Origin of the sequence: Agrobacterium bohemicum (assembly GCF_001562555.1) — a bacterium.
Taxonomy (GTDB): Bacteria; Pseudomonadota; Alphaproteobacteria; order Rhizobiales; family Rhizobiaceae; genus Agrobacterium; species Agrobacterium bohemicum.
The window spans coordinates 141,302-168,255 of sequence record NZ_KQ961035.1 but is presented as its reverse complement, the minus strand read 5'-3'; the positions used below and the strand labels follow the sequence as shown (position 1 = coordinate 168,255).

The following is a 26,954-nucleotide window of genomic DNA, read 5'->3' as shown; positions in this document are numbered from 1 at the left end:
ATCACGCCGAGGCAAAAACTGAAAATGGCAGCATGAATTCTACTGCTGAGCCCCGTTAAAAACGGGGGGATTACCGAACGATCAGGAACGTGCGGCTCTGGCGCAGGCAAACGAGCGTGGCCCGATGCCTTATCTCTACGGTGTTGTTCGCTGGCGTCTGTGCGATCTGGCTCAATGGCTTTGGGAAGAGTTTCGTATTGTGAGCGAGCAAACGCTGAACCGTGAAGTCCGGCCCATGGGCTATCATAAGCTTGCCGCCCGGCCCAAACATCACGCGCAACACCAATCGGTTGCCGTATCGACGAAAACGCGCACGCCATTCTAACTATGGATCAGGCAGGCTGGCATATGTCCAACAATCTCATCGTGCCTGAAAACATCACCATCCTACCACTCCCGCCGAAATCCCCAAAGCTGAACCCCGTCGAAAACCTCTGGCGCATCATGTCCTTCGGACGCAGAGAATGGGCGAATGGGTTCTGATCAGTGAGGTGGCATCTCAGGCGAAGTCAGGCAGACATTCTACTTTTCCTAGCTTTCCATATTTCCCGAGCCAGCTCTGAGCTTGCGGCCTGGAGTGAGGTGGCAGGTTTCGGCGTAAGGCTAGATGCAAGCAGAAAGAGCAAATGTCGCTCACGTCCTCAAACGCCCAGCATTATCTTGAGACCATCCGTAATTAGCGCATGGTCCTCAACATCCGGAAGTCCGCTGACGGCAACTGAGCCGACAAGTGTACTTCCTTGCAGGATCAGCGGAAACCCACCACCACTGGCGACGTACTCAGTGATTGGCAACCCGAACTTCGCGTTGAAATCGTATCCCTTTGCTGCCGATTCAAGCCTGACCCTGAGGGAGCTGCGATGAAAGCGATGGACGACCGCGCATTTGCGTTTGGTCCAGCCGAAGTTGTCGATCGTTGCCCCTGGCAGCAGCGTGGCGAACACGACGTCGTTTCCATGACGAACCTCGATTGCGACAGGATAATGTTTCTCTGCCGCTTTCTGTCGGATGATACTCCCGAGCGTCCAGGCGAAGTCATAATGGAACGTCGGAATATGAAGCAATGCTTCTTCAGCAATCACGCTGTCGATGGTCGGGGTCGCTTGGGTCACGGTCATGTTCCAGTTTACTTCTTTGCGGCCATGATCGCCGCTTGAACTTTATCAGCATATTCGCCGAGAGAGGCTTTCTTGTTGCGGTAGTCGATACCCTGAACCACGCTTACGGTCGTCTTCTCTACTGAAATGCATTGAACGGTGAAGACACCTTGGCCCTCCTTCCCTCCGCTGACAAGGACTAGCTGTCCCGGGAAACGCTGTACATTTGCCTCGTAACCTGCCTTGGCGGCAGCGTCTTCAACAATTGCGCCGCAGGTTTCGATGTCGAGTGCAGCTTCGGAGGTTCGCTCGACGTAATAGGTGAGATTGAAGTCATTGCTTTGCGCGAGGACAGGCACAGCTTGTCCCAGAAATGCTGCGGCGGCTGCGATCATGAGTGTCGAAGTTTTCTTCATCCGTTCCTCCAACAGCGGTATACAACATGTTTCACCTTTATTCCCGGGCGCAAATGGAATGGCAAGTGGGTGCGTTCCCCGTCGTTCCGATCTGCAACTAGAGGGCTCAAGTTTCCTGCTTCGTAAACAGTATCATTTACCGGTATGGTGGAACGTCGCTAGGTTCTCGGAGGAGAAAGAGAATGGCCCACGATTCGGCATATGATGTTGCGAGGTACAGTCGAATTTCGCGGGTTCTGCACTGGATCGTCGCGCTGCTCGTTTTTCTGACATGGCCGATGGGTCTGATGATCGGGTTCGTAAAGGACGAGGTGAAGCTCGATTTTTATCTCATCCATGAAAGTCTCGGATTTCTGATACTCTGGGTCATGTTGATGAGGGTCGGCGCCCGGCTGTACACACCGGCCCCTCCAATCCAGGGGCCAGCCATAGAACGCATCGCCGCGCACATGGTCCATGGCTTGATCTATATCTTTCTCATCATCATGCCGGTGTCGGGATTTCTGGCAACCAATGCCCACGGCTTTCCACTGCAATGGTTCGGGCTGGTGCCGATCTGGAGTCCTCTTGGCAAATCTGCGCAGATCGCTCCCTTATTGTCCGCCATCCACGAATGGAGCGCGTGGATCGTTTTCGGGCTTTTTGCGTTACACGTCGTGGCGGTAATATTCCACCGACTGATACGCCGGGACGCCACGCTATATCGTATTCTTTAGACAAGGAGCGTCGATGCGCAACCTCAACATCACTGATGGGCTCTGGAGACGGCTTCTTTCCATCCGTGATGGCAACGATGTCCTTAGCAGAAAAGATGCCGATGCTGCCTTGGCGCTCTACGGCCCGATCGCGTCTGCAAAAGACGGTTTTGTGCTGGCGCAGGTGGGCCAGTCTCTGGACGGTCGTGTTGCGACGCCGAGCGGAGACGCGCGCGACATATCCGGCCCGGATGGGCTTGCGCATCTCCACCGTTGCCGCGCCCTTGTCGATGCGGTCATCGTTGGGATCGGTACTATCCAGAACGATAATCCGCGCCTTTCTGTCCGCGAGGTAAGTGGTCCAAGCCCGACCCGTGTCATCATCGATTGTCGCGGCGAACTGACAGGGAATGAGGGGCTGTTTCACGATGGTGGGGCTCCTGTCATCATTATCCAGGGACATGATGCGGCGCAAACGTCACGAGATTTTGATGTGGTAAAGCTCAGGCGCGGGCCAGCCGGGCTAGACCCCTCCCATATTCTCGACGCTCTTACGCAACGCGGTTTGAAGCGAGTCCTCGTGGAAGGTGGAGCAAGAACGATTGCTCGCTTTATCGACGCCAACCTTGTCGACCGTCTACACGTTGCCATCGCACCCCTGATTATCGGGTCTGGACCATGTGGCATTTCCTTGCCCCCGATCGCCGAGCTTTGTAATGCACATCGTCCGATGGCGGAGGTGTACGCACTGGGCAGCGATGTGCTTTTCGATTGCCGCCTGAAAACAAGGGCGACTTCAAGTGCGCGGGAGAGCCAGGATATCCGTATGTCCGACGGTGCAGACGCTGTTCTTTACGCCAATGTGTGACAGACGGAAGTCAAGCCATCCTTTGAAATCAGCATCGCTAATGTTTCCGATTTCGTGAATCGGACGGCTGAAGCCGAGCAGAAATTCATTCTGTAATTCAGCTGTCTCGGGGTCAAGTCGCCATGGGCTCGACGCCGTTTTCACAGTGAAGCCGCTAGCCTCGCACAAAGCAGAGAGATGATCGGAAGCGTCTGGCCCAAGCGCTGGTCCAAAGCCTTTATCGGATTGCTGGTGACGATTGAAATCCGCCACCACCTGCTTATCCAGCGGATGATCGACAGACCAATCTATGACGCCATCGTAGTTAAGAGCAGCGTATAGGCCGATCTTGCGCCGAGTGAGCAGGTCAACGAAGCGGCTGCAGAACTGACCTGAGCACAGATCAAAAAGGGCTGATGCTGTCACGATAGCAACATCGTCAAACAGCGTTTCGTCCAGCTTGTTCAGATCCTGACAGTGAAACTCTATGTTGTCCCGGGCTCCAATTTCGCGCTTGGCCTCGTCCAACAGGACAGTCTCGTAATCAAGAAGTTTCCATGCGGCTTCCGGTAATGCAGGGGAGAGCGTTCGGTAGGTTGATCCGGTGCCGCACCCGATGTCCATGATGACGTGAGGCGGTGGAAGTGCACTCAGATGCGCGTGGACCATCTCGAGAAGCGATTCTGCGCGCGCGTCGCGGTCCGCCGGTTCCCGAAGTGTCAGCCAGTTCGTCTCAAAGCCACTCATGCAAATTCTTTCAGTGCGTTCGAAATGATTTCCGATGTGTCCGCCCAAGCCGGTAACAGTGCACCAGCGCGTGCTGCGGCTGTTGCACGTCGTTTGCGTTCCCGGGGATCGCTTAACAGCGTCCTCAGTGCGCCCGCTATCGCGTCCACGTCGTCTACCGGAACCAGAAAGCCAGAATCTTCAGGAACGACATCAGGCACTGCGCCCGCTTTGCACGCGACGATCGGCAGACCATGCGACAGGGCTTCGGCAAAGACCATGCCGTAACCCTCATATCGACTGGCAAGCGCGAAGATGTCGGCTTGTGCGTAAGCGGGAGCGAGATTGTCGGACTCCCCAGCCAGAATAACGCGATCCGATAGCTTCCCCATCCTGATCTGCTCTGCCAGAGCATCTGTGACAGGCGGGTCGAGAGTTGGATTTCCGATGATCATTGCCCGCCAGGGAAGATCGGAGACTTTTTCAAGTGCGGCAATCAGGATGTCATATCCTTTGCGTTTTGTGAGAGAGCCGACCGAAAGGATCTGCGGGATATCGTTCTGCTGCTGACGTTGGACGGGCGGCTTCATGGTCCCCGGAACTGCCACCGTGATTTTATGAGGGGGCACGTCGAAGTTCTTCGCCAACTCGCCCGCGGTCATTGGCGACGTCACTACGACATGGCGCGTGGCCGCAAGCGCTGCTCTTTCGCTGTTGCGCAGGAGGTCCTGCTGCTCTTCATTCAATCCGGTTTCAAGTGCCAGCGGATGGTGAACAAGAGCAATAATCCTCAGGCGCTGTGCATCCCGTTTTGCCCACTCATTCATAACGCCGAAGGCAAGGCCATCGATCATCACGAGCGCGTCGTCCTCGAGGGCAGAGAGGCGCTTCTCCGCTTCCTCCAGCGTTTCCGCGGAAGGTGATGGAAATCCGTCTCCGAGCGCCAGAAGGTCGATATGCCAGCCGAGGTCACGCAGGCCCTTTATGACTTCGCGGTCATAGCCATATCCCCCGGTCTTGAGTTCAAGATTTCCGGAATATGCGAAAGTGAAGCGTTTTTTCAAAGATCGGCCTCATACCATCCACGCGCTGCATGCGATTCGTGCAGCGTTATTTTCAGGCGCGAGATACGGTGGCTGCCGGGACCAAGACGCTTCGCGGCAACCGCAGCGGCAAGCTCATCGAAAATATGCTTCGCGATCACTTCCGTCGTGCTGATCTTGCCTTTGAAGATACTAAGTTCGTCCAGGTTCTGGTAATTAAGGGGCTTCAGCACTTCCGAAAGGACAGTCGTCGCTGCCCCGATGTCGACGGCCAGGCTGTCCTCATCGACGTCTTTGGTGAAGAAGGCCGCATCTACGACGAAGGTTGCGCCGTGCATCCCCTGTGCCGGGCCGAAAACCGGTCGTGGAAGGCTGTGGGCGATCATGATGTGGTCTCTGACTTCGACTGCGAACATAGTGTCTCTTTCGTTAGTAGCGGATGCGATGGCAAAGTGTGTCCTGCCCGGACAGGATACGTGAATAATCGGTTGCTAGATCAGCAAAGGCTGTCTCGCCAGAAATCAGATGGTCGAGGCGGTCGTCGCGTAGCAGTTCAAGCGCTTTTGTCATCCGGCGCGAAAAGCTCCAGCGTCCCTTGCGCATCGCAGGAATTGACCCGACCTGTGAGCTGATGAGTGAAAGTCGCTTGGAATGAAACGCACCACCCAGCGATATGGTGATCGGCTTATCACCGTACCAACTCGCCTCCACGATCCGCGCTTCGGTTCCCGCATGCTGAATGGCAGCAGCAAGAGCCGCCCCAGATGCCGAAGCATTGATGAGCACGTCGAATTCTCCATCCAGAGTACCCGCCTCCGCGAAGGTGATGCCCATGGCTTGCACGTGAGTGCGGCGCATGGGGTTGCTATCAACGAGAACGGTCTCCGTTCCCGCGATTCGGCTGACGAGGTTTGCAATAAGCGTTCCGACGACGCCACCACCAAAGACTGCAACGCGGTCGCCTGGCTGGACGAGAGCATCCCAAACGATGTTGAGCGCAGTCTCCATGTTTGCCGCCAGCACGGCGCGGGCGGGTGGGAGATTTTCCGGCAGTACGGAAACCATGTTTTTCGTCGTGATGAAAAAATCCTGATGGGGATGAAGACAGAAGACGATTTTGCCTATCAGTTCCTCTGGCCCCCACTCCACGATCCCGACGGAGGAATAGCCATATTTCACCGGAAACGAAAAGTCGCCGCCCATGTGAGGTCCGCGCATCCGCACGAATTCGCCAGGCGGCACGGCTCCGTTGAAGACGAGGGATTCTGTGCCCCGACTGACGCCGCTGTAGAGACTTCGGACGAATACCCCGTCGGGACCGAGCGGCCCCAAGCTCTCTTCCCTTATCGCGCAATGATTTGCATGCTCGATCCACAGTGCCCGACTTGTTTTTTGTTTGCGCCGTTCTTCGGTGCCGGTAGAAGATGCCAAAAGCGTGATCCCATAAGTCGTTCTTCAATGGAGCGTATTGCCGAGAGGCGCGTTTTGTTCCGTGCGCAATGCCGAAATAAATTTTTGCCCCCGAGAAATCCACGCACGATCTTCTCCGTAAAGAATAATAACGTCCAGGGAGAGCATGTCATATGTCGTCTTTAAGTCAGCCACCTTTTCAGTTCACCACACCTGAGATCGAAGTCGAGCGCGCCGTCGCGGAGCTTCGTTATGGTCGCCCCATTCTCTTGTCTTCGGGCGAGAGACAGATGGCCGTTCTGGCGCTGGATGCCGTCGCGCCCTCGATTTACGATCAATTCGCCATGGCCACCGAGAACCGGCATTCACTCTTGCTCACGGCTCCACGCGCCACACGGCTCGGCATAGTCGGCAACGGAGATGTATTGACGTCCTTGTCTGGCGTGAATTTCGAACAAGCCTCCACACTATCCTATGTGCTTGGCGCTGACAGGCCTGCCAAGTGGGTGGAAGCGGACGAACTTGCGTCGCAAACAGCAGAACTGGCGCGGATCGCGCTTCTTCTCCCGGCTATGGTGCTTGCCGATGTCTCGACCTCGCCCGGCAGCTTTGCAGGATGCTGCGCGTTATCGGCGGATCGCCTTAAGGGCGCAGACGTTGCTCGCCAACGCTTTGAAAAAGTCGTTTGTACACGCGTTCCTCTCAAGGATTTGGGGGATTCCGAATTTATCGTTTTCCGGGGTGGGCTTGCACAAAAAGATCAAATCGCCATCGTCGTTGGCAAGCCGGATGTCTCGCGTACCGTGCCGATACGCATCCACTCCTCATGCGTCACCGGCGATCTTTGCGGGTCGCTGAAATGCGATTGCGGGGATCAGCTTCGTAATGGATTGGCGTTGCTGAAACAAGCTGGCGGCGGGGTTCTGCTTTATCTCGATCAGGAGGGGCGCGGCACGGGTATCGGCGCGAAAATGCGTGCATATGGGTATCAGCACCTTGGCCTTGATACGATCGATGCAGACGCTGAACTCGGTCTTGCAGCGGATCACCGGAGATACGAGGCGGCTATCGCCATGCTTCGGCATCTGAATATTTCAAAGGTTGCTGTTTATACCAACAATCCCACAAAAATCAGTGCGATCAGGGCAGGGGGCATTGAAGTGGATGCGCGCACGCCGGTGACAGGAACCGTGACTGCAGAAAACGAGAACTATCTTCGCACAAAGACCCTTCGTGCCGGGCATCTCATGGATTTGAAGGCACTGATTGCGGCCGAGTGAAATGCGTGGACGGGGTGAATGAATGGCACTGATCGATGGCGTGATGCCCAATAGTCTCAAGGGTAGAGAACCTCTTGTCCAAAATACATTGGGGCATCTTGCCTGTCTGATGCTGGGCACGATTGTCGTTGCATTGCTGGTTCGTACGGAAATGGCATTAGGCTGGGACTTCGTGGCCTCTGCCGTTGTCTCCCTGTCCATCATCTTCGGTTTCGTGGTGTATCTTCTCCCGAAGTATCCCCACCGCCGGTTCGGTTACGCCAATATTGTAACGGCCTTTCGCGCCTCTCTCGTCAGCCTGACGGGCGCCACGGTCCTGTGTTTCGAAAGTCTGCACACGGCAGATACGGTTCTGTGGATATTGGTGGGTGTCGTCGTCTTCGCGCTGTCGCTGGATGGCATCGACGGTTATCTCGCACGCCGATATCGGCAGGAATCTGAGCTTGGTGCGCGTTTCGACATGGAGGTGGATGCCTTCCTCATCCTGATCCTATCAGTGGCCGCCGCCATGCTGGACAAGGCAGGCGCGTGGGTGCTTCTGATTGGTTTGATGCGATACCTTTTTGTCGCCGCAGGCTGGGCTGCGCCGTTTCTCAATGGCGATCTTCCACCCTCGCTGCGCCGCAAGTTCGTTTGCGTGTTGCAAGTTTCGACCCTGTGCCTGATTTTGGTTCCTGCCGTCACAGTGTCGGTTTCTGCCTATTTAGCCGCTGCCGCTCTGGCGATGCTGGTCATGTCCTTTGCCATAGATATTTTCTATTTGCTACGCCGGTGGATGGCAGTGTGACGGTCGCCACCAACCTCCGGTCTTCACGGGTTTCGAACTGCGATGTTCTTGCACGGGTAGCGTTTCCGTGAGGCCTGCCTCAGGCGTGGCATGGCCGTTTTTCGAATGCTGCGATAGTGAGGAAAACGACGCCGGGGGCTGCACCGGCAAGCGAAAGCCAACCATAAGTAATGCTCGCAGCAAGACCGTCCACGGACGCCGCGCCGAGCATCGGCCAGAGAGCCATAGCCGCAGCCTCACGGGTGCCCCAGCCACCGAAGCCGGTCGGTATCAGCATTGCCACGAGGCAAAAAGGGATGATCGTTACACAGGCGACCCAGGACAGGTCGGATCCGGTAGCTTTGGCCGCAATGAAAAATACGCCGATATATGCAGAGAGGATGACGACGCTCGTAACTGCGTGAAACAGCCAGGCCTTCCGCCTTACAAAAACATCCAGAACGCTCGTGCGCAGGGCGCTCCCGGCGGCACCACGCCACTTTTTCCAAAGCAGAATAATTATAGCAACCGAAATCAGTGCTCCGGCAAAAACAAGGTAATGCCGCTTATGTTGACCGAAATTGGCATTTGTGACGATCGGCCAGACAGCGAGCCCGATCAATGCCAGAATGAAGAGGGCGATCTGCCCCGACAGTCTCTCGAAAAGAACCGCCTTTGCCGGTTGTTTCCATCCGCCCGGTTCATCGCTCCGCATTCTCCATGCTCTTACGGCATCACCGCTCATACCTCCCGGCAATGTCTGGTTAAGAAGGCTCGCGACATAATATTCACGGATTGCCTTGAGTGGCGGAATGTTCTGGCCCAGACGACGGGAGGTGAAGCGCCAACGCAAGGCAGAAAATACGATCTGCACCTGCACAAGCGCGAGACAACTTACGACCGCGACCCATGAAATGCGCGATAGCGATTGGTTGAGCGCTGTCAAATCCGTGCGAAGGATAATCGTGACGAGAACTGCCACAGTAATGACGGACACGACTATTCGCATTTTGTTCAAGCGCGGGGGCCTTTATAATATGAGTGTTTTTCTGACAGATTTATACGTCCGGAAAAGGGGAGCGGATTAGAGTGATTGGAAAAATTAGGGCAGTTCGAGAACACGATAACTTGAAAGCCGTGATCGGTGCAGTGCTTTTCTCTGCCACCGCTTTTCTGGCCTTCATCTTGCCAGATCATCCCGATGCAATCGGCGTAGGCGCGTTCCTGCGCCTGCCATTGGAGTGGCCGGTTATAGCTCTTCTGGTGCTGGTGACTAGCGGCTGGTTGAGGCGTGTCATCATTCTGCTCTCGGCCTTTCTCATCTTTCTGGTTCTCTTTCTGAAGATCGCAGATATCGGAGTGCAGAGCGCATTTCAGCGGCAGTTCAATCCCTACCTCGATCTAAAAATGCTGGCTGATGGCTGGAATCTCATATCTGGCACGATAGGGACGCCCACAGCCGTGGCCGCTCTGGGGGGCGGCATAATCCTCGTCCTGCTGGTGGCAACCGTCTTTCTCAAATCGCTGCGGTGGATGGCTGAGGCCCGCGGACATCTGCGACACTTCCTGCTTGGCGCTTTTGCAGCGATCTTTGCCATCGGCGGGCCTGTTCTTTTGCTCGGCAAGCCGCAGGTCGAGTTTGGAACGCCCACATATCTGTCGGCGAGACTTGGTCTTGTCGTCCGTTCTGTAGCGGACATGCAGGTTTTTGAGCAGGAACTTGCAAAAGGACGTGGCCCTCGGGATGGAAACGACCTCTTTCAGGCCATGAAGGGCAAGGATGTCATCTTGATCTTTGTGGAATCCTACGGCCGATCTGCGGTCGAAGACCCGAAATATGCAGGCGTGACCTCATCGCGCTTGTCCGCAGTCGAAACGCAGATCGAAGCGGCGGGCCTGCATGCGGCAAGCGGATGGGTCACCTCTCCAACCGTCGGCGGGCTCAGTTGGCTGGCGCACGGCACATTGCTGTCTGGCCTTTGGGTGGATAGTCAGGCTCGCTACGACCGCCTGATGATCAGCCAACAACCGAGCTTCAATCGACTGTTCTCTCAGGCTGGTTGGCATACTGTCGCCGTCATGCCCGCCATTACCATGGACTGGCCCGAGGCCGAATATTTCGGCTATGATCAAATCCTTTCGGCGTCGGGTCTCGAATATCGCGGCAAACCCTTCAACTGGGTCACCATGCCGGACCAATACACATTGTCCGCCTTTGATCGTCTTACGGTAAAGCCTGCCCATGCACGGGGAGAGAACGTGATGGCGGAAATCGCTCTCATCTCCAGCCACGCCCCATGGACGCCTGTGCCGAGGCTCATCGATTGGAACGAGGTTGGCGATGGATCGGCTTTCAATGATCAAGCAACCAGCGGCGATCCTCCTTCCGTCGTCTGGGCCAATCCCGACCGGGTGCGCAGCCAGTATATCCAGACCATCGATTATTCGCTTGCAACTCTGGGCGACTTTATGGCGCGACAGGGCCCTGGCACCGTCTATATCATCCTCGGTGATCACCAACCTGCATCCATCATAACAGGCCCGGGCGCATCGAGAGCCGTACCGATCCATATCGTTACGGATGATGCACGGCTTCTCACCCGGTTTCAGGTTGATGGTTTTACGGCGAGTATGACACCCACGAATGCGACGCGTGAGTGGCCTATGAACGAGCTACGTCAGTTGCTGATCGATGCACTTAGCGGCAGGTAGCACCCAACCGAAAATTCTCTTCAAGCCTCACCATGGCCCAGAGGCGATTTCCTCTCAATCATAAATGGTGTCACGCTAAGGTTTCGACTGGTTCAAACCGATGAACGCCCATCGGCTTGAACGGCAGGAGTTGCTCTTCGCCGAGGAGCTTCGCCGCGAGCCAAAGTACAGACATCCACATTTCTGTACCCTGTAGCCCAGGAGAGTGTCCTTCTGAGAATGGAAAACCACGGTCCTTTTGCCAATGTCTTCCAATCCGTCGTACAGTGTCGCGGGCAATCTCTTTTGCCTCCTCTCGCCGGTGATCGGTCTGTTTCAGACACAGAAGAAGTGGATGGATCGTGTCGAGCAGGTTGCAGGCGTTATAATTCTCACCATTAAACGTCCCATAGGCGCGGTAATTAGCAATAACGGAATCGATTACCGCTTGCGGATAGGGGACGGGCAGTCCGAACTGGGCGTAAGAGCCTCGAGTGAGCCGGTAAAAGCCATTCACCGGTTGCAACAGACCCTGTGCGGTCGTTGGTTCTCCCCAAAGCCCGGTGGTTTTATTGGCATTCATTGCCAGCCAGCCGAAAAGAACGGCGAGGTTTTTGCCGGATGTGAAATATCGCCTGTTGAAATATTGCGCCGTAGCGATAGCGTCTACGGTAGCACCACAGTGCCATGCCCGGCTTTGCCAAGGCAGGCTTTCCAGAAGGTGAATGAGTTCGTCGGCAGACATATTCTCCACGAAAGCGATTGGGCGCTTGGGGGCTGCACCGAAACATTCCAGCGCATATCCAGCTGACAGAATATTATAGAGGACATTGGGGTCTTGTTCCGGCGGCGAAGAAAGGCTGTGCTTGGCGGCAAAAAATAGCCCCGTTTTGTTGTCTTGCATCGCCTGAAGGTCAGCCACGGTTTTTTCGGCGTCGAAGACGGTTCCTTGCTCTCCGAAGGCGGCGGCGATCTCAATGGCATCGCACAGATTCCTGGCGCTTTCGACTTCATTTCCCGATGCGTCGGCGGAACGATAGATCCCGCCCTTTTCATGGAAGCGAATGACGGCCCGCCAGTCTCCTGCGATCTCCTCGCCGACTTCACGTAGCAGGGGCTCGGTTTCCTGCTGTTTTGTAGCGTGCGCCTTCTCGCCCCGATATCTCAAAACCCGGGCGGGAACGCCGCCCGCTATGGCCATGGCGGGAATGTCCTTCGCCACCACCGCACCTGCGGCAATAATCGCTCCACGTCCTATTTTTACGCCGTCGAGAACGACTGCATTGGCGCCGATCCAGACGTCGTCGCTGATCTCTATGCCCAGCGAGGTCAAAGGTTGGCGGTAGATGGGGGTCTCGGTATCATCGAAACCATGGTTGAAACCGACAATGCTGACGTGGGAGGCGATACGCACGCCGTTGCCGATCCTGGCCTTTCCAGAAATGCAAGCATAGGGGTTAATCGACACGTTTTCGCCGAGTTCAATATCGCCGCGGACAATTGCGTAACCGGCAATCCACGACTGCGCACCCATTATCAATCTGTCCGTATGCACCTCGGCTTTGGCGGCGATGTAGACGCCTGGCCCGAAATGAGCGTTGGAAGAGTGCTTCAAACCTTGCAAACGCGCTTGATGGTCGGGACTGTCGATATCCTCCTGTTTCCGTTCCCAGGTCACGATATTCAGCCGATCCGACCTTTGGGACATCATCGGCGGTTCGTCCGTCATCTGCGTTAGCCCTCGCGACTTTCGTTGAGGGCAAAGGCCGGAACCCGCTGTGCCTCACGCCTGAACAGTTCTTCCAACTCGGATAAATCAGGAGTAACAGGCAATGGGTGCAATGACGCTTCGGCTCCCTTGCTAGCGGGTTGCGCCACGCAGGCCGTTACAAGAAGCGTCTCGCCTGACGCAATTGTGCCTCGCAATTGCGGAACAAGGGTTCTGGCATGTATGAGATTGGTGTTGGCGATTGCCTGATGGCAGAGGCCGACCCGCCGGATGTCAGTCGAAAGATCGACGATGGCGCTTGTGTCGGTCTGTCCATAACAGACGGCGCGGCCTTCCCCCTCTTCTGTTTTGTCACGGTTGAAATCGGCTCGTTCTATGGCAAATCCGCCTTCGGATGTCTGCACGGGACGCGGGGTGCGGATGCGATGCAGCCTGATGTGCCAAGGGCTCTGTGGCACAAGCCACGTCTCAATGGTGACGTCCGCCCATGGTCTCCAGCGCGAGTAGAGGCAGTCTTTGGCAATCAAAGCCTCTTCCATCGTCTCACGCGCACGGAAGTGTACGCCGTCTTCGGATAGGCCCAGCATCCCGTCGAAACTTGCAGCAAGAAAGTGCCTGTCGTCTGCCTCGATGTTGAACGCGTAGCGTGTCGAATAGACGAATTTCGAGTATTTTTCCTGGGCGCCCCGCATCTTGTCATGCTGTTGGCCCGAGGAGAGAACGACAACATTGCCGGGTGTGTGGAACGCGACCATGCCGGGTTGCGGCAACGGCACCGGCTGGGAAAAAGTTTCAGGCTCTGCTTCCTGTGCTGCCCAGAATGGATGGTCGCTGGGCAGTGCCAGTGGCAAGAAGAACTTGAGTGCCCAATAGGGCGAGCAAGGGGAGTTATAGCTCTCGCTCATCAACAGGTTGGGATAACCGTAACCGATGGATAACACGCCGTCGCGATCACAGATCGGCAGCTTTGCCCACCATCTGATGTGGCGCATATAATACCCTTTGACCTGAGACCACGGCAGCGCTTCGAGGTCGGCAAACGCAAGCCCACCCCAGAAGCCGCCCGCGGCAAAGCGATAGGTTTGGCTGCGGCCAAAGGCGAGAGAGGCACCATCCGGCCCGAACCAGTGGCGGATATCGCTGGCGAAGCGCTTGGAGCGCTGAAGCAGCCGGGTTTTGCGCGCGTCATCGCCCTTGGCAAGGACCGCATAAATCAGCCCGTAGAAATGCATGGCGAAGGGAACATAGTGGTCGACCCGCCGCACCGGTCCATCGCGGTACCAGCCATCGCCGATATCGAAAGCTTCCAACTCATCGAGATAGGCGTGCGTCTTCGATGTGTCGAAAGCAACGCCCACCCGCTCCAGACCAAGATCGACGAGCACACGAAAGAACTTCCAGTTATTATCCACGAATTCCCGTTCGCGCGCTGCCAACAGATAGGCAGCGACAACCTTTTTGTCGGCTTCGCTCATGGGCTCCCAGATGTGCTGCGGCACCATGGCCAGCGCAAAACCAATAGCCGCCAATTCCACAAGCCGCTGGTTGCGATCTGAAATATCGCCCCAATATTCGGCGTGATCAGGGTTGGTACCATTCGCCAGACCACGCCGGTACAGGTCCCAGTGCGGGAAGTCGTAGCCTCCTGCCGCCAGCGGAGCGATGCCCCAAAGCGGGCGCGCAAATCCTTCCAATTCCGCTGCCGGGTAATCGAAGATCGCACCCGTGGCGCTTAGCCGCACACGCGCCCCGCCTTCGGAAAAATACGGCAGAAGCGGGTTGAACAGATCCATTACCGCGTTTGCAAGATCGTCTCTGGTCAGCAGCGGATTGTGAAAAAGGGGGTTGGCCTTGGCGCTATCGTGATTCACGGCATGTCTTCCGAAAACAGGTCATAAAAATGACGGTCGCGGGAGACCCGCGACCGTCTGATAATTACTTGATGGCTTTTACGCCGTCGTCCATATCCTTGATGCCGTCATCGATGGAGATGTTGTCGGTCATGAGCGCGTCGTGGACGCGGTTCAGCACGACTTCGATTTTTGCGGCATTGGGATTGACGGCCATTTCCAGATAGGCCTTGCCAGCTTTCAGCGCATCCTTGCTGTTCTGGTCCTGCGGAAAGCCTGGAAGCGCTGCGATTGTCTGCGCAACAGTGTCCGATCTCAGCGCTGGGAAAGTGCCGGTCGATGCGACGATTGCCGCACCTTCGGGGCCGGTCACGAACTTGATGAAATCAAGTGCGGCTTCCTTGTGTGCCGAATTGGAGTTGACCGACAGACCGGAGATTTGCGCCGCCGTCGTGCCTGCCTCCACGCCATCGGGATGCGGGAACTTAACGATGCCCCAATTGGCGCTTTTGGATTCGCCGGATTTCACCTTAGCGATCTGTGTTCCCATGAACCATGTGCCCATTGGCAACATGCCGATGGTACCGTTGAAGAACAGCGCCGAATAATGGGTGTTGGAGGTTTTCAGCGATGCATATGACGGGATAGCGCCACTCTTTTGCAGGGCCAGTGCCCGCTCATACCAGGGTTTCAGAAACTCGTACTTGCCATCGACCAGAGTCTGCTTGCCGTCCTGAATGCCGGGCAGTTGCACGGTCGAGCGCCATGTGTGCAGAAGCGCACCATAGACTCGGTTCTGGCCCATGCCGCCCTTTAGTTTCGTGGCGATCTCATCGAACTGCGCCCATGTCATGTCATTGGTGGGGTAGGGAACGCCCGCCTTGTCGAAAATATCCTTGTTGTAATAGACGATCCAGAAATCGGAGCGGAACGGCAATGCGTAAATCTTGCCATCCACCGTCAGTTCCTCGATCAGCCCGCCATAACCTGCCGGATCGATCTTCTGGTCTTTCATGTAGCTGCTGAGATCGGTTATGTTACCCGCGCGTACGAGGTTGGCGTAACCCGGCACATCCTTGATGGTGACGATGTCGATGTCTTTCGAACCGCCTGTCAGCTGGGTCGAAATCATCTGTGTGTAGTCCTGCGAACCCAGATCGACAGGCTCGAAACTTACATTGGGATGCTTGGCTTTATAGGCATCCATCAGGGGCTTGAAATAGGCACCTTTATCCAAATCCCACAGCGCCCATTTCAGGGTCACCGGCGCATCGCTCTGCGCAAACGCTGCCCCACCCATACTCATGGCAAGGCCGATGCCTGCGGTGGCCAAAGCGAATGCACGTCGTGTCGTGTTGAATTCCATAGTCGGTTTCCTCCCGGACTGTGTTGTTTATTGATCTTATCGGTAGCGCGTCCCTTTGATGTCAAAGGTCTCGATATGCCGTGCTGCAAAGCACATAGTGAAGATGCCAAGCGAAAAGTTGATGGTGGCAGGCATGAACACCGACACCGGATAAAACAGGATGTGCGCAAGCCAAAGCGCTGCGACGAAAGCCAGTGCTGCCAGCATCGGAAGCGGCTTCACCAGCGCCAGCAATGCCGCCTGCCGAAACAGGCCGAAAGGCGGTAGATCGCGCGTCACAGTCAGTACAATTGCATAAGCGGATACCAGGCTGATAAACAGCGTCATGACGATACTGATCGCCAAGGGCAGGCTGTAGATCAGCATATCCGGCAACGCTTTTGCATAGGTGATGACGGCATAGAAGCTGGCGGCTGTCATTGCTGCGCACACCACCATCAGCAACGTGCCACGCCACGCATAGCGCCGTAACGCCTCGATAAAATCGCGTAACAGATAGGTGTTTTCATCTGATACGATGGAGCGAGACACCCGCGCCATGGCGAGCGTTGCCGCAGGAATGGTCACGACTGGCAAACTGGCTATCAGGAACAGCAGGTTGAGCTTCACCAGCTCCCACCACTCACGCTTCAGAATATCGAAGAACAGGGCAAGGCCGGTGGGACGCGGGGCATCCTTATCGATCCCGGCTCCCTCCCTTGTCCATAATCCTTCAAGCCATTGCATCATGCGCCTCCCAGCGGTTCAGTAGAGAATGGAACGTTCGGTTTCCGGGTCGAAAACCTGCGCGCCGGTCAGGTCGGCAATGAGGGTGATATCGTCGCCCAGTCTGCCCTTGAAACGCGGCGACACGCGCGCGATCAGCGCCTTGCCGCTTGCGACGAGGTTGAGGTGAACCTCCGACCCCATCGGCTCGGCCAGCTCCAGCGTGGCATTGAAGGGCACTGTGTTGGCCGCGTCGATATCAGCAGGTGCAAACTCGTGAAAATTCTCGGGACGGATGCCGAGAATGACGTCCTTGTTTTCATAAGGGCGCAGCCGCTCGGAATCTATGCTGGCAGGCAAAGGCATCGGCTTCCCATCGAAGACGGCCGTGAAACGTTCACCGTCGCGCTTTAACGTCACCGGTAGCATATTCATCTGCGGCGCGCCGATGAAGCCAGCAACGAACATATTGATAGGCCGGTCGTACAGTTGCTGTGGCGTGTCTACCTGCTGAATGTGGCCGTCCTTCATTACCACAATGCGGTCGGCCATCGTCATCGCTTCTATCTGGTCATGCGTCACATAGATGAAGGTCGCATTCAGCCGCTTGTGCAGCTTGCTGATTTCTGCCCGCATTGTGCCGCGCAGCTTGGCATCCAGATTGGATAGCGGCTCATCGAGAAGAAAGACCTCCGGGTTGCGCACCATGGCGCGTCCCAGCGCCACACGCTGCCGCTGCCCGCCGGAAAGCGCTTTCGGCTTGCGGTTCAAAAGGTGGGTGATGTCGAGAATATTGGCCGCTTCCTTCACTTTGTCATCGATGAAATCGCGCGGTGCTTTTCTCAGTTGCAACCCAAAGGCCATGTTCTTGTAAACGGTCATATGCGGATACAGCGCGTAGTTCTGGAACACCATGGCGATGTCGCGGTCTTTCGACGGCACGTCATTCATCACATCGTCGCCAATCCGCAGCTCGCCGCCGGAAATCTCCTCCAGCCCGGCAATCATGCGCAACGTCGTGGATTTGCCGCAGCCGGACGGGCCGACCAGAATGATGAATTCCTTGTCGGCAATTTCCAGATCGATATCGTGGACGACCTTGAGCGCACCGAAGGTCTTGTTGAGTTTTTTCAGCGAAATGCTTGCCATATGTCCCTCACGCGCTCACCAGTAGGAAGCCCAGTTGCGCGGCAGTCGCGTCAGTGCTTCCAGATAATAATAATCGCCCCAGGATACACACTCATCGACGCCTTCGCCGCGGCAGGTGTTGTGCGGCGTTTTCTTCGAATAGGTGCCGTGCAGAAGCTGTCCGTTGGAAATCGTGGGGTCCTTCACCGAATAGCTATCGACAAGGCTTTTCACCATGCGACGGGCCAGATCGCGATATTGCTCCGCCTTCTCCGGCTCTTCCAGATCGGCCATTTCCAACAGGCCGCAGGCGACGATGGCCGCCGCCGAACTGTCGCGCGGCTCGCCGTCTTTCTCTGTAAAGACGAGGTCCCAGTATGGCACGAGATTGGAGGGCAGGCGTTTCAGATAGAAGGCTAGCAACCGCTCGAACGCATCGCGATAGGCAGGCAGGCGCTCGTAGCGATAGGAAAATGCCATTCCGGCGATGCCCCAGGCTTGCCCACGCGCCCAATAGCTCTCGTCGCTGTAGCCCTGTTTCGTGACGCCCCGCACAGGCGCGCCGGTGTCCGGGTTCATGTAGAAGGTATGATAGGTGGAATCGTCAGCTCGGACGGAATGGGCAAGCGTGGTGCGCGCATGCGCTAGCGCAACATCGCGATAGTCCTCACGACCCGTCTGCTCGGCGGCCCAATAGAGCAGCGGCAGATTCAGCAGGCAGTCGATGATATAGCGATATTCATTCGGATTGCCCTTGCGGCCCCAAGCCTGAATGAACTGGCCTACGGGCTGGAAACGCTCCATCAACTGATCGGCCGCCATCAAGGCTGCGCGCCGTCCATCCTCATCCCCCACCAATTTCCATGCGGCAATGCAGGAGGGTGAATAGAGAAAGCCCATGTCGTGATGGTCTGTCTCGATGCGGTTTTCGATCCGGTGAAGAAAGCTCTGTACCTGTATCTGCGCCGCATGCTGAAACACCTTGTCGCCCGTATGCTCGAAGGCAAGCCATATCTGCCCGGGCCAGAAACCGGCGGTCCACTGGTCGTTGGCAACGGCGGGATAAAAATTGCCGACGCTGGAATGGTTTTGCGCTTTGTAGGTGAACTCCGGCAGGTTGCGCCGCACCTGTTCAACAGCCGTTGCCATCGCCGCATCGACTTCGGCAGAGGTGATCGGGTTCGGTTGGGTGTTGGTAAAATTCAGCATGGTTTCAACCCTTGATCCCCGAGGAAGCGACGCCTTCGACGAAGAAACGTTGCAACGCCAGGAAAACGATGAGAACCGGGATCAACGCCACCACGGACGCGGCCATGATCAGCCCGTATTCCGCCGAATATTGCGAAATGAACATGCGAAGCCCGATCTGGATGGTCTTCAGCTCGGTTTTCGTCAGGTAGATCATTGGCCCGAGAAAATCATTCCAGGTCGTGACAAAGGTGAAGATCGTCAGCGTCGAGAGCGCAGGCTTGGACAGCGGCAACATGATTTTCGCCCAGATCTGGTACTCGTTCATGCCATCAATGCGCGCCGCCTCGCACAACTCGTTGGGTATCGACATATAGAACTGCCGCATTAGAAACACGCCGAATGCAGTGAAGGCCTGCAGCAGGATCAATGCTAGATGGGTGTTGTTAAGGCCGAATTCCCGCATCAACAGGAACTGCGGCACCATATAAACCTGCCACGGCATGGCGATGGTGGCGATATAGCCGAGGAACAGCGTGTTCTTGTAGGGAAAGTGCAACTTGGCAAAGGCATAGGCTGCGAAACTCGAGGTCAGCAACTGCATGATCGTGACGATGATCGTAAGCTTGGACGTGTTGTAGATGAACAGCGCCAGCGGAATTTTCGTCCATATCTCGGTGTAGTTTTCCCAGCGCGGCTGCGCCGGTATCCATTCAATGGGAAATGCGAAAACATCGCGGCTGAGCTTGAGTGATGCCGAGAGCATCCAAACAAACGGCAGCAGCATGACGATGGTGATCGCAATGACCGTGGCATAGACGGCGATCGTTCCAACGGTGACTTTTCGGCCCATGATGCGCATCGCTTCAGTCCTCCCGCTGCCGTTTGAACTGGACGACGGTGACGGCCAGCACGAGGAAGAAGAGAACGAGCGCAATCATGCTGGAATAACCGAGGTCCCAGGAAATGAAGGCTTCGTTATAGATGTGGTAGACCAGAACAAGCGTGGATGTGCCGGGACCGCCTTGGGTGATCATATAGACCTGATCAAAAACCTTGAACGACTGGATGGTCAGCATGACGGTCACGAAAAACGTCGTCGGTGCCAGCTGCGGTAGGGTGACGTGGATGAACTTCTGCCAGGCATTGGCGCCGTCCAGACCGGCCGCCTCGTAAAGCTCGGAATTGATGCCCTGAAGCCCGGCAAGATAGATCACCATATAGTAACCCATGCTCTTCCATATGCCGAAGAGTATGACGGTCACCATCGCCCAATGTCGGTCCGCCGCCCAGCCAGGCATATCGGCTGGGTCCATGCCCAGCGTATAGAGCAGCATGTTAACCGGCCCCATTTCGGGGTTGAAAATCATGTTCCAGACCACAGCCACGGCCACCAGCGAAGCGACATAGGGAAAGAACATGGCGGTGCGGAAGAAGTCGCGCCCGAAGATTTTCTGGTTCAGCAGAACCGCCAAACCAAGCGCACAGGCCAGCGTGGCAGGCACCGAAACAACGGTATAGACGATCGTGTTCCAAAAAGCCGAGATGAACGCCTTGTCTTCAAACAGTCGCCAGAAATTATCCAGCCCCGCAAAACTCATGGCGTTGGAGCCGTCCCAATGCATGAACGCCAGCGCGAAGGCGAAGAGAATGGGGCCGAGCGTGAAGATGGCGAAGCCAAGAAAATTCGGGGCAATGAAGGAGTAGGCGATCAACGCATTTTCGATCCGGCGTCGTCTCTTGGAAACGATCTGTACCTTCTTTTTGCGGTATGGGGCCGCCTGCGTGTCAGACGCGGTCGCAATGGCCACGGCATTCCTCCCATTGTCGGCCAGCCGTCGTCATGATCGGCGCAGACCGCTGCAACATCTCCTGCGATCAGATTTTCACCTGATGCCTCCTGCCGTTTTGATAGCACAAAATCTACATTGGTCAAACAAGTTTGCATAACATCAGACAAATTCTCTGGAGATTTGAAAAGACGTATGATAGGAGCCTTTCCTAACGAACATCGAACGCGCGGGAGGTCGAGGGCGTGTTTGCAGAGTTGATACAGCTCCTGCCGGATCGGCTGGGTGATTTCGCAGCCGATGTCACGGCTGAACGCATCCGCTACTCAGCGTCGCAGGCCAGCCGCGCAGAGCTCATCAATGCCGCCGTGAAGGCCCTTGATGAGCCGTGGTCCACCATCCTCGCCAGCGACTACATGGAATATACCCAGAACGGCAACCGCTCGCGCTTCGAGGCCCTCTATTTCGCCCGCCGCGTCAAGCTGAACGCGCTGGTTCTGGGCGAATGCATCGAAGCCGTAGGACGGTTCCTACCTGAAATTATCGACGGCTTGTGGCTCATCTGCGAGGAAAGCGGCTGGCAGCTGCCCGCGCATAATTCCCATGTCCGTGGCGGTCCACGCACCCCGCTTCCCGATCCTCAGAACCCGGTCATCGATCTCTTCGCGGCGGAAACGTCGGCCAATCTGGCGCTGGTCTCGCACCTGCTCGCCCCCCAGCTGGACACTATCCTTGCCACGCGGATATCCAGCGAAATCGATCAGCGCATCACAAAGCCATATCTCTCGCGCCACTTCTGGTGGATGGGCAATGGCGATGAGCGGATGAACAACTGGACGGCGTGGATCACGCAGAACGTCCTTCTCTCGACATTTTTGCGGCCCACCGATCAGGTCACACGCCGCGCCGTTGTCGAGCAGGGGTTAAAAAGTCTCGATGCCTTCCAAAAAGACTACGCGGATGATGGAGCATGCGAAGAGGGCGCTCTCTACTACGGCCATGCGACGCTGTGCCTATTCACAGGCCTCGCAGTTCTGGAGGAGGCCGCTCCAGGCGTGACGGGCGCAGTTCTGCGCGAAAACAAGCTCCGCAGTATGGCCGAATTCATCCGGCATATGCATGTGGCAGACGACCAGTTTTTCAATTTCGCAGACGCCCCGGCGCGGTTCGAAACCAGCGGCCTTCGTGAATATCTCGTCGGCAAAGCCGTCGCATCACCTCAGCTCCAGGCCTTCGCCGTAGATCGCTGGAAGCGCTCGTCCAAGCATCTAATGCAGGATGAATGGAACCTCTGGTATCGCGTACAATCGGCTCTGGGAGAAGGTGAACTGGCCGAGGCTAGTTTCAGGCCACCCGCAAAAGTCGATATGTTTTACCCCGGCATAGCGCTCGCCATCGCCCGCGATGATATCTTCGATCTCGCCGTCAAGGGCGGCAACAATGGCGAAAGCCATAACCACAATGATGTCGGCAGCATCACGCTTTACAAGCACGGACGTCCTTTCCTCATCGATGTCGGTGTGGAAACCTATACGGCCAAGACCTTCTCGCCGCAGCGGTACGACATCTGGACCATGCAATCGGCCTTCCACAACTTGCCCAGCTTTGGCGGTGTGATGCAGGAGGATGGCGAGGCCTTTGCGGCCCGCGATTTCTGCGTCAATTTTGCGCAAGAGCACGCCGAAATATCGCTCGACCTTGCCGGTGCTTATCCGCCGGAGGCCGGTGTCCAAAGCTACACCAGAACCGTTCGCCTCATCCGTGGCAAACATGTCGAGATCATCGATGATCACGAGGGCGAGCGCGATGCCGTTCTGTCACTCATGACGGTCGAAAAGCCTCGTATTACTGGCGATATGTTGGTTTTGGGTGACCTCGGTTCCATCGATATCGAAAATGCGGAAGTCCTCACCATCGATACGATCAAGATCGATGATCCGCGCCTACGCCAGTCGTGGCCTGAAGCCATTTACCGCATTCTCATTCCGCTCAAAGGCAAACGCCTTCACCTCGTTATCCGCTAAGGGAGAATGCCGATGAGGCTCACACTCAAAGTCGTCGACGCATCAGGCACGGTCCTGTCGCACGCCAGTGCTGACGACGAGGTCTTTCTGGTCTATCGCAGTGAGTATGCGCAAGGGGACAGGATCATGGTCGAAGCGGCAGAATCCGGCCATATCGACCTCAGCCTCGACGCCGGCATGCCACCAGCACGTGTCTTCATGGCTGGCACGGATTTCTCCCTTCCTATCCCCTTCGGGCTGACGCGCAAGACCTACCCGCCGCAGGCCTTCCTTGGAAATCTTCACCGCATATCAGCCTGTCGTGTTCACGCGCAGGAGGCTTCTATACGCCGAAACCTGGCCTTCAATCCCTTCGACCATCATGACAACAGAATGCTCTTTCCCCACGCCAGCGCCAATGTAGAAACACGTGGCGAGGCGGTCTTTGCTGCCCGCAACGCCATTGATGGGGAAAAGGCCAATACGGATCACGGTTTCTGGCCCTATACCAGTTGGGGCATCAACCAAGACCCTGCGGCAACGCTCAATCTGGCATTCGGACGTCCAGTGCTGATTGATCAGGTCACGCTGTATCTAAGGGCAGACTTCCCCCACGACGCCTGGTGGAACGAGGCCAGCTTGACCTTTTCAGATGGGTATATACTGACCATTCCCCTGATCAAATCCGGTGCCGCCCAAGTTTTTCCCATGCCTGCGCGCACTGTCGAATGGGTCCGCTTGCATGATCTTAAAAAGGCTGATGATCCATCGCCGTTTCCAGCGCTCACGCAGTTCGAGGTTTGGGGTGTGGATGTGTGCTAGTTTGCAGCGATACCGCGCAGATCGCGCATCATATCGCGGTAGCGAAGCTGGCTGCCGCGCAGATGCTCCTGCATGGCAAGCTTCGCTGCCTGCTCGTCGCGGTCTGAAATCGCAACGATAATCGTCTCATGCTCCCTGTGGATCAGGCGTCGATAGGCTGTCTGGTCGACCTCCTGCTGCTTTGAAACGAAACGGGACTGCGGAATAGCCGCTGGTCCGTGCAGTTCCAAAAACTGCGTGAACAGCGGATTGTTGGTGGCCGCCGCAATTGCAAAATGCAGCGCTAAGTCTGCCTCACGGATCGACTGATTATTCTCGAGACAGTCCAGCACTTTCGCGTGGCACTCGAAAATAGCCTCTTCCTGTGACGGGGACCTGCGAAGTGCGGCAAGGCCTGCTGCCTCGATCTCAAGCGGGGTTCGAATTTCCAGCACTTCGAGATCCGAAGATAATCTCGCTTTGTCGATTTTTCCCGCCGAGCCGTCTTTTGCCGTTTTGAGAACGAATATGCCTGCACCCTGACGTACTTCCACCAAGCCGTCACAACGCAAAGCCGTGACTGCCTCGCGAACGACGGTGCGGCTGACGCCATGAGTTTCCGTCATTTGTATCTCGCTCGGCAAGCGGTCTCCGGGTCCGTATTGGCCGGACGCGATAGCCTGTCTCAGGCTCACGCTGACTTTGGTAACAAGCGACCCGGATGATTTGCTGCGTTTTTGCTTTTCTGGCATGTCGGTCACCATAAATCGAAATTTCAGCTAAGCGTAGCCTTACAAATCTGTATGATGAATTTCAGTCATGCGCAATGATCATACTAATTCTTTTGCCTGATGCTTCGCACGGAGAATTTTCTGTCAATATCTGGTTGTAATCGCTTTGAGAGGTGTTGCGTGGACGGAAAAGGTCTCACACACTGGTCTTGTGGTTTCTTTTTTATCCAGAAGTCCCCGTGGCATTATCGCGATCGAACAAACGGAGAAAATACCAGAGGTATATCGAGAAAAATCCGAACATGTACAGTTTCGGCTGGATTTGAGCCACCATTTCATCTCGCGCCACACCACCTAGTTACATTTAAGATGGTGGCCGAAAGCACGTTATAGGAGTGTAAGTGGATCACTCCGAAATGAAAAAGTGTCGAAGTTCATGCGCCAGTCAACAGATAGACGTATCAACGGGTCATCCCCCTAACCAAAATCCACTCAACCAGCACCGCTCGTACGTGTCGGGAAGCCCGATGGCTGTGAGATGGTACCGCGAGGAGATGGCCCTGCTCATGAGCGATAACGATAATCCACGCTGCAAGGAGGCTGGGGCGAAACTGCGCCCCAGCCTCCTGTTGATTGAGCCACTAAGTAATTAGTCCAGCAGTTCAGCAGGAACCTTGCCGCCATTCTCAGACAACTTCTTGAGCAACGCCTTGTGCAACCATGTGTTCATCGCTGCCGAACCATCGGCTTGACCTGTGTATCCCAACTCGTGTGCAAGCTCTTTGCGTTCTGCAAGCGTTGCGTCCATTCCGAGAGCTTTCATCAGGTCGACGATGGAATGCTTCCAATCAAGCTTTTGGCCGCTGCTCTTCACGGCAGCGTCAAGCTGGGACGCGACGTCAACTTTCTGCGATGCAGACGAAGATGGTACTGGTGCAGAAGCTCCCGACGTTGTCGGGACTGCCTGGCCAGTTCCACCTACAGGAGGGGCGGTCGATACCGCTGTCTCAGGGGTAGAGGAAGGCGCTGGTGCTGATGCAGATGGCGATGCCTGTTCAGCGTGGGCTGAACTTCCAAATATAGCGTCTCTAATTTTGCCGAAGATGCTCACAATGTTCTCTCCCTTTGATATAGATATGCAATGGTGAACGGGTCGGACCTTGTAACGTTCCGCATTGTTTGCAAAACAACCCTCGCAATTACAGAACTAAGCTGCATCCAGATCATCACCGTCCCCATCTTCAATCCCACCCGTGGCGGCGCGACAGGTTGCAGGCTTCGGTAAAATCAGAAATCGAAACATCTCCGTCAAGACGCTCGAGAAGAATTCATTTTGCCGTCTTTGCTGTAATTAGCAGCAGCGAACCATCTCATGCCCGCAACTAAACGTCATCAGGCCTATCAATAGCAGTGTTGGGTTGCAATCGCTTCGGAATCTTGTCACTCAGCGAATAATTCTACTCTCATTCGCCACCATTTTCCCGTCTTTGAATACCTTGCGATTTTTCGGAAACGCGACGACTGCTTCGGGGATACAGGCGGCGGCAAATGTAACGAAGTCAGCTTTTGAGCCAACCTGAATACCGTAATTGTTTAGCCGAAGAGCCTTCGCGCTTTCGCTCGTGACGATGTCGAATGCAGCTTGCAGCTCCTCGTCGGTGTAGAAGCCGGAACGGTAGCCGATGATTTCGGCGCGGTGAAGCATGTCGCCATCGCCATAGGGCCACCAGGAATCGCGGATGTTGTCGCTACCGCTGAAGACGGTGACGCCTTCTCGGCGCAGTAGAGCGACGGGTGGGAAAGTGTGGTTGCCGGGAGCGTTTGTCATGATCGATACACCGCTTTTGGCGATGGTCGCGGCAATCTTGCGGGCTGCGTCCGGGGGCAGGTCGCCAAGCCCATAGGCGTGGCTGATCGCGACATGGCCCTGCATGCCGAGCGCGACTGTTCGTGCGCAAATTTCCTCGATGGTGAAAGCACCCATGCTTCCGGCATCATGAAGATGGATATCGATGTCCACGCCATGTTTCTCCGCAACGCCGAAAACGACATCGAGATGGCCGTTCACATCACGGTCGAAGCTGGCGGGGTCAAGGCCGCCGACGAGGTCTGCGCCAAGTTTGATCGCTTCGTCGAGGAGTTCCGGCGTCCCTGGACTTTTCAAAATGCCGCTCTGGGGAAAAGCGACGAGCTGGATATCGATGATATCCCTGTAATCCTCGCGGACCGCCAGAATGGTCTCCAACGATTTCAGGCCGACGGAGCCGTCCACCATGACGTGGCTGCGCATATGCAGCGTTCCGTTGCCGATGCAGAGATCGAGCTGGTCGCGCGCGCGTTTGTCCATCGGTGCAGAGATGGCCATATTTTCCGCCTGAAATGCGACCCGCTCATGCACGTCAAAGCCGTTGGTGCAGGGGCGGTGCGGCATCCATGTATCGCCGTAGAAGCTCGTATCCAGATGGATATGTCCTTCGACAAATCCCGGCACAAACATATCTCCGCCAATGTCGATAACTGAAGCGGAGGCCGTATCTGACCCGGCAGCTTCGATCGATGTGATCTGTCCGCTCTCGACACTGATATCACTCAGCAGGCCGTCCGCCAGTTTGGCATTGGTGAAGACAGTCTTTGTCATACTTATTAAAACTCCTCATGCAATTTATAACGTGTTCGACGTCGAAATGATGGT

Annotated in this window: 27 protein-coding genes; 9 read left to right on the top strand and 18 right to left on the bottom strand. The window is 55.9% G+C overall.

The features are described from left to right. Positions 1-124 precede the first annotated feature (124 nt). Together ATO67_RS19685 and ATO67_RS19680 are read left to right on the top strand one after the other, a co-directional pair. Positions 125-325 (top strand): winged helix-turn-helix domain-containing protein, encoded by a 201-nt coding sequence (locus tag ATO67_RS19685; RefSeq protein ID WP_082760346.1) that lies wholly within the window; start codon positions 125-127, stop codon positions 323-325. Between the two features lie 23 nt (positions 326-348). Beyond that, positions 349-483: a hypothetical protein gene (locus ATO67_RS19680; RefSeq protein WP_245304038.1), complete on the top strand. Its 135-nt coding sequence runs from the start codon at positions 349-351 to the stop codon at positions 481-483. A 158-nt stretch (positions 484-641) separates the two neighbouring features. On the opposite strand, the gene ATO67_RS19675 is transcribed toward ATO67_RS19680, so the two are convergent. Both ATO67_RS19675 and ATO67_RS19670 read right to left on the bottom strand, forming a co-directional pair. Continuing rightward, positions 642-1,118 (bottom strand): heme-degrading domain-containing protein, encoded by a 477-nt coding sequence (locus ATO67_RS19675; protein WP_245417698.1) that lies wholly within the window; start codon positions 1,116-1,118, stop codon positions 642-644. Positions 1,119-1,126: 8 nt separating this feature from the next. Beyond that, positions 1,127-1,513 (bottom strand): DUF6180 family protein, encoded by a 387-nt coding sequence (locus tag ATO67_RS19670; protein WP_067653117.1) that lies wholly within the window; start codon positions 1,511-1,513, stop codon positions 1,127-1,129. Between the two features lie 182 nt (positions 1,514-1,695). Here ATO67_RS19670 and ATO67_RS19665 point away from each other — a divergent pair, with 182 nt between their 5' ends. Both ATO67_RS19665 and ATO67_RS19660 read left to right on the top strand, forming a co-directional pair. Beyond that, the gene (locus ATO67_RS19665) at positions 1,696-2,229 is read left to right on the top strand and encodes a cytochrome b (RefSeq protein ID WP_067653115.1); all 534 of its coding nucleotides are present in this window, start codon (positions 1,696-1,698) and stop codon (positions 2,227-2,229) included. Between the two features lie 13 nt (positions 2,230-2,242). Next, entirely contained in the window at positions 2,243-3,076 is an 834-nt protein-coding gene (locus tag ATO67_RS19660) for a RibD family protein (protein ID WP_067653113.1), read from the top strand. Here the strand turns inward: ATO67_RS19660 and ATO67_RS19655 are convergent. Genes ATO67_RS19655 through ATO67_RS19640 form a run of 4 tightly spaced genes read right to left on the bottom strand, consistent with a single transcriptional unit; the run spans position 3,005 to position 6,156 of the window. Continuing rightward, positions 3,005-3,802, bottom strand: coding sequence for a class I SAM-dependent methyltransferase (locus tag ATO67_RS19655; RefSeq protein ID WP_067653111.1), 798 nt, complete (start codon positions 3,800-3,802; stop codon positions 3,005-3,007). The two genes, ATO67_RS19660 and ATO67_RS19655, sit on opposite strands and share 72 nt — an antisense overlap. Continuing rightward, a complete protein-coding gene (locus ATO67_RS19650) occupies positions 3,799-4,845 on the bottom strand; it encodes a glycosyltransferase family 4 protein (RefSeq protein ID WP_067653109.1) in 1,047 nt (348 codons plus the stop codon). The genes ATO67_RS19655 and ATO67_RS19650 overlap by 4 nt, the downstream gene beginning before the upstream one ends. Then, positions 4,842-5,240 carry a 6-pyruvoyl trahydropterin synthase family protein gene (locus ATO67_RS19645; protein WP_067653107.1) on the bottom strand — a complete coding sequence of 133 codons (399 nt, stop codon included), beginning with the start codon at positions 5,238-5,240 and terminating at the stop codon, positions 4,842-4,844. The genes ATO67_RS19650 and ATO67_RS19645 overlap by 4 nt, the downstream gene beginning before the upstream one ends. 13 nt (positions 5,241-5,253) lie before the next feature. Continuing rightward, on the bottom strand, positions 5,254-6,156 hold the full coding sequence (locus ATO67_RS19640) for a zinc-dependent alcohol dehydrogenase (protein ID WP_245304037.1): 903 nt from the start codon (positions 6,154-6,156) through the stop codon (positions 5,254-5,256). A gap of 251 nt (positions 6,157-6,407) precedes the next feature. On the opposite strand from ATO67_RS19640, the gene ribA reads away from it, so the two are divergent. Both ribA and ATO67_RS19630 read left to right on the top strand, forming a co-directional pair. Next, a complete protein-coding gene (ribA, locus tag ATO67_RS19635) occupies positions 6,408-7,514 on the top strand; it encodes a GTP cyclohydrolase II RibA (RefSeq protein ID WP_067653105.1) in 1,107 nt (368 codons plus the stop codon). Positions 7,515-7,536: 22 nt separating this feature from the next. After that, positions 7,537-8,301, top strand: a complete 765-nt coding sequence (locus ATO67_RS19630) for a CDP-alcohol phosphatidyltransferase family protein (RefSeq protein WP_082760343.1) — start codon at positions 7,537-7,539, stop codon at positions 8,299-8,301. A 79-nt stretch (positions 8,302-8,380) separates the two neighbouring features. On the opposite strand, the gene ATO67_RS19625 is transcribed toward ATO67_RS19630, so the two are convergent. Beyond that, entirely contained in the window at positions 8,381-9,277 is an 897-nt protein-coding gene (locus ATO67_RS19625) for a lysylphosphatidylglycerol synthase transmembrane domain-containing protein (protein ID WP_245304036.1), read from the bottom strand. A gap of 140 nt (positions 9,278-9,417) precedes the next feature. Between ATO67_RS19625 and ATO67_RS19620 the strand changes: the two genes are divergently transcribed. Then, a complete protein-coding gene (locus ATO67_RS19620) occupies positions 9,418-10,992 on the top strand; it encodes an LTA synthase family protein (protein WP_245304040.1) in 1,575 nt (524 codons plus the stop codon). A gap of 70 nt (positions 10,993-11,062) precedes the next feature. Here the strand turns inward: ATO67_RS19620 and ATO67_RS19615 are convergent, their stop codons facing one another. From ATO67_RS19615 to ATO67_RS19580, 8 genes are all read right to left on the bottom strand, one after another. Then, positions 11,063-12,700, bottom strand: a complete 1,638-nt coding sequence (locus ATO67_RS19615; RefSeq protein WP_067653103.1) for an acyltransferase — start codon at positions 12,698-12,700, stop codon at positions 11,063-11,065. Between the two features lie 5 nt (positions 12,701-12,705). Next, positions 12,706-14,571: a DUF2264 domain-containing protein gene (locus tag ATO67_RS19610; protein WP_067653101.1), complete on the bottom strand. Its 1,866-nt coding sequence runs from the start codon at positions 14,569-14,571 to the stop codon at positions 12,706-12,708. Between the two features lie 64 nt (positions 14,572-14,635). Beyond that, entirely contained in the window at positions 14,636-15,916 is a 1,281-nt protein-coding gene (locus ATO67_RS19605) for an ABC transporter substrate-binding protein (RefSeq protein ID WP_067653099.1), read from the bottom strand. A gap of 36 nt (positions 15,917-15,952) precedes the next feature. Beyond that, a complete protein-coding gene (locus tag ATO67_RS19600; protein WP_245304035.1) occupies positions 15,953-16,645 on the bottom strand; it encodes a DUF624 domain-containing protein in 693 nt (230 codons plus the stop codon). 15 nt (positions 16,646-16,660) lie between these two features. After that, positions 16,661-17,770, bottom strand: a complete 1,110-nt coding sequence (locus ATO67_RS19595; protein ID WP_067653095.1) for an ABC transporter ATP-binding protein — start codon at positions 17,768-17,770, stop codon at positions 16,661-16,663. Positions 17,771-17,785: 15 nt separating this feature from the next. Then, positions 17,786-18,958, bottom strand: a complete 1,173-nt coding sequence (locus ATO67_RS19590; protein WP_067653093.1) for a glycoside hydrolase family 88 protein — start codon at positions 18,956-18,958, stop codon at positions 17,786-17,788. 4 nt (positions 18,959-18,962) lie between these two features. Then, complete coding sequence (locus ATO67_RS19585) at positions 18,963-19,799, bottom strand: carbohydrate ABC transporter permease (RefSeq protein WP_067653091.1); 837 nt, start codon at positions 19,797-19,799, stop codon at positions 18,963-18,965. Positions 19,800-19,803: 4 nt separating this feature from the next. After that, positions 19,804-20,748: a carbohydrate ABC transporter permease gene (locus ATO67_RS19580; protein ID WP_103087166.1), complete on the bottom strand. Its 945-nt coding sequence runs from the start codon at positions 20,746-20,748 to the stop codon at positions 19,804-19,806. Positions 20,749-20,972: 224 nt separating this feature from the next. Between ATO67_RS19580 and ATO67_RS19575 the strand changes: the two genes are divergently transcribed. Together ATO67_RS19575 and ATO67_RS19570 are read left to right on the top strand one after the other, a co-directional pair. Then, positions 20,973-22,751, top strand: coding sequence for a heparinase II/III domain-containing protein (locus tag ATO67_RS19575; RefSeq protein ID WP_067653088.1), 1,779 nt, complete (start codon positions 20,973-20,975; stop codon positions 22,749-22,751). A 12-nt stretch (positions 22,752-22,763) separates the two neighbouring features. Beyond that, positions 22,764-23,552 carry a DUF7402 domain-containing protein gene (locus ATO67_RS19570; RefSeq protein ID WP_067653086.1) on the top strand — a complete coding sequence of 263 codons (789 nt, stop codon included), beginning with the start codon at positions 22,764-22,766 and terminating at the stop codon, positions 23,550-23,552. Here ATO67_RS19570 and ATO67_RS19565 read toward each other — a convergent pair. From ATO67_RS19565 to ATO67_RS19555, 3 genes are all read right to left on the bottom strand, one after another. Next, the gene (locus ATO67_RS19565) at positions 23,549-24,295 is read right to left on the bottom strand and encodes a FadR/GntR family transcriptional regulator (protein WP_067653084.1); all 747 of its coding nucleotides are present in this window, start codon (positions 24,293-24,295) and stop codon (positions 23,549-23,551) included. The two genes, ATO67_RS19570 and ATO67_RS19565, sit on opposite strands and share 4 nt — an antisense overlap. A gap of 616 nt (positions 24,296-24,911) precedes the next feature. Then, positions 24,912-25,373 carry a DUF3597 domain-containing protein gene (locus ATO67_RS19560; RefSeq protein WP_067653082.1) on the bottom strand — a complete coding sequence of 154 codons (462 nt, stop codon included), beginning with the start codon at positions 25,371-25,373 and terminating at the stop codon, positions 24,912-24,914. Between the two features lie 333 nt (positions 25,374-25,706). After that, positions 25,707-26,900 (bottom strand): amidohydrolase family protein, encoded by a 1,194-nt coding sequence (locus tag ATO67_RS19555; RefSeq protein WP_067653080.1) that lies wholly within the window; start codon positions 26,898-26,900, stop codon positions 25,707-25,709. Between the last annotated feature and the right edge of the window lie 54 nt (positions 26,901-26,954).

Excerpts from the sequence above, each read along its gene's own strand:
- ATO67_RS19685 (WP_082760346.1), top strand. The coding sequence starts at position 125 with ATGCCTTATCTCTACGGTGTTGTTCGCTGGCGTCTGTGCGATCTGGCT.
- ATO67_RS19680 (WP_245304038.1), top strand. The coding sequence starts at position 349 with ATGTCCAACAATCTCATCGTGCCTGAAAACATCACCATCCTACCACTC.
- ATO67_RS19675 (WP_245417698.1), bottom strand. The coding sequence starts at position 1,118 with ATGACCGTGACCCAAGCGACCCCGACCATCGACAGCGTGATTGCTGAA.
- ATO67_RS19670 (WP_067653117.1), bottom strand. The coding sequence starts at position 1,513 with ATGAAGAAAACTTCGACACTCATGATCGCAGCCGCCGCAGCATTTCTG.
- ATO67_RS19665 (WP_067653115.1), top strand. The coding sequence starts at position 1,696 with ATGGCCCACGATTCGGCATATGATGTTGCGAGGTACAGTCGAATTTCG.
- ATO67_RS19660 (WP_067653113.1), top strand. The coding sequence starts at position 2,243 with ATGCGCAACCTCAACATCACTGATGGGCTCTGGAGACGGCTTCTTTCC.
- ATO67_RS19655 (WP_067653111.1), bottom strand. The coding sequence starts at position 3,802 with ATGAGTGGCTTTGAGACGAACTGGCTGACACTTCGGGAACCGGCGGAC.
- ATO67_RS19645 (WP_067653107.1), bottom strand. The coding sequence starts at position 5,240 with ATGTTCGCAGTCGAAGTCAGAGACCACATCATGATCGCCCACAGCCTT.
- ribA (WP_067653105.1), top strand. The coding sequence starts at position 6,408 with ATGTCGTCTTTAAGTCAGCCACCTTTTCAGTTCACCACACCTGAGATC.
- ATO67_RS19630 (WP_082760343.1), top strand. The coding sequence starts at position 7,537 with ATGGCACTGATCGATGGCGTGATGCCCAATAGTCTCAAGGGTAGAGAA.
- ATO67_RS19615 (WP_067653103.1), bottom strand. The coding sequence starts at position 12,700 with ATGACGGACGAACCGCCGATGATGTCCCAAAGGTCGGATCGGCTGAAT.
- ATO67_RS19605 (WP_067653099.1), bottom strand. The coding sequence starts at position 15,916 with ATGGAATTCAACACGACACGACGTGCATTCGCTTTGGCCACCGCAGGC.
- ATO67_RS19600 (WP_245304035.1), bottom strand. The coding sequence starts at position 16,645 with ATGATGCAATGGCTTGAAGGATTATGGACAAGGGAGGGAGCCGGGATC.
- ATO67_RS19595 (WP_067653095.1), bottom strand. The coding sequence starts at position 17,770 with ATGGCAAGCATTTCGCTGAAAAAACTCAACAAGACCTTCGGTGCGCTC.
- ATO67_RS19590 (WP_067653093.1), bottom strand. The coding sequence starts at position 18,958 with ATGCTGAATTTTACCAACACCCAACCGAACCCGATCACCTCTGCCGAA.
- ATO67_RS19585 (WP_067653091.1), bottom strand. The coding sequence starts at position 19,799 with ATGCGCATCATGGGCCGAAAAGTCACCGTTGGAACGATCGCCGTCTAT.
- ATO67_RS19570 (WP_067653086.1), top strand. The coding sequence starts at position 22,764 with ATGAGGCTCACACTCAAAGTCGTCGACGCATCAGGCACGGTCCTGTCG.
- ATO67_RS19565 (WP_067653084.1), bottom strand. The coding sequence starts at position 24,295 with ATGGTGACCGACATGCCAGAAAAGCAAAAACGCAGCAAATCATCCGGG.
- ATO67_RS19555 (WP_067653080.1), bottom strand. The coding sequence starts at position 26,900 with ATGACAAAGACTGTCTTCACCAATGCCAAACTGGCGGACGGCCTGCTG.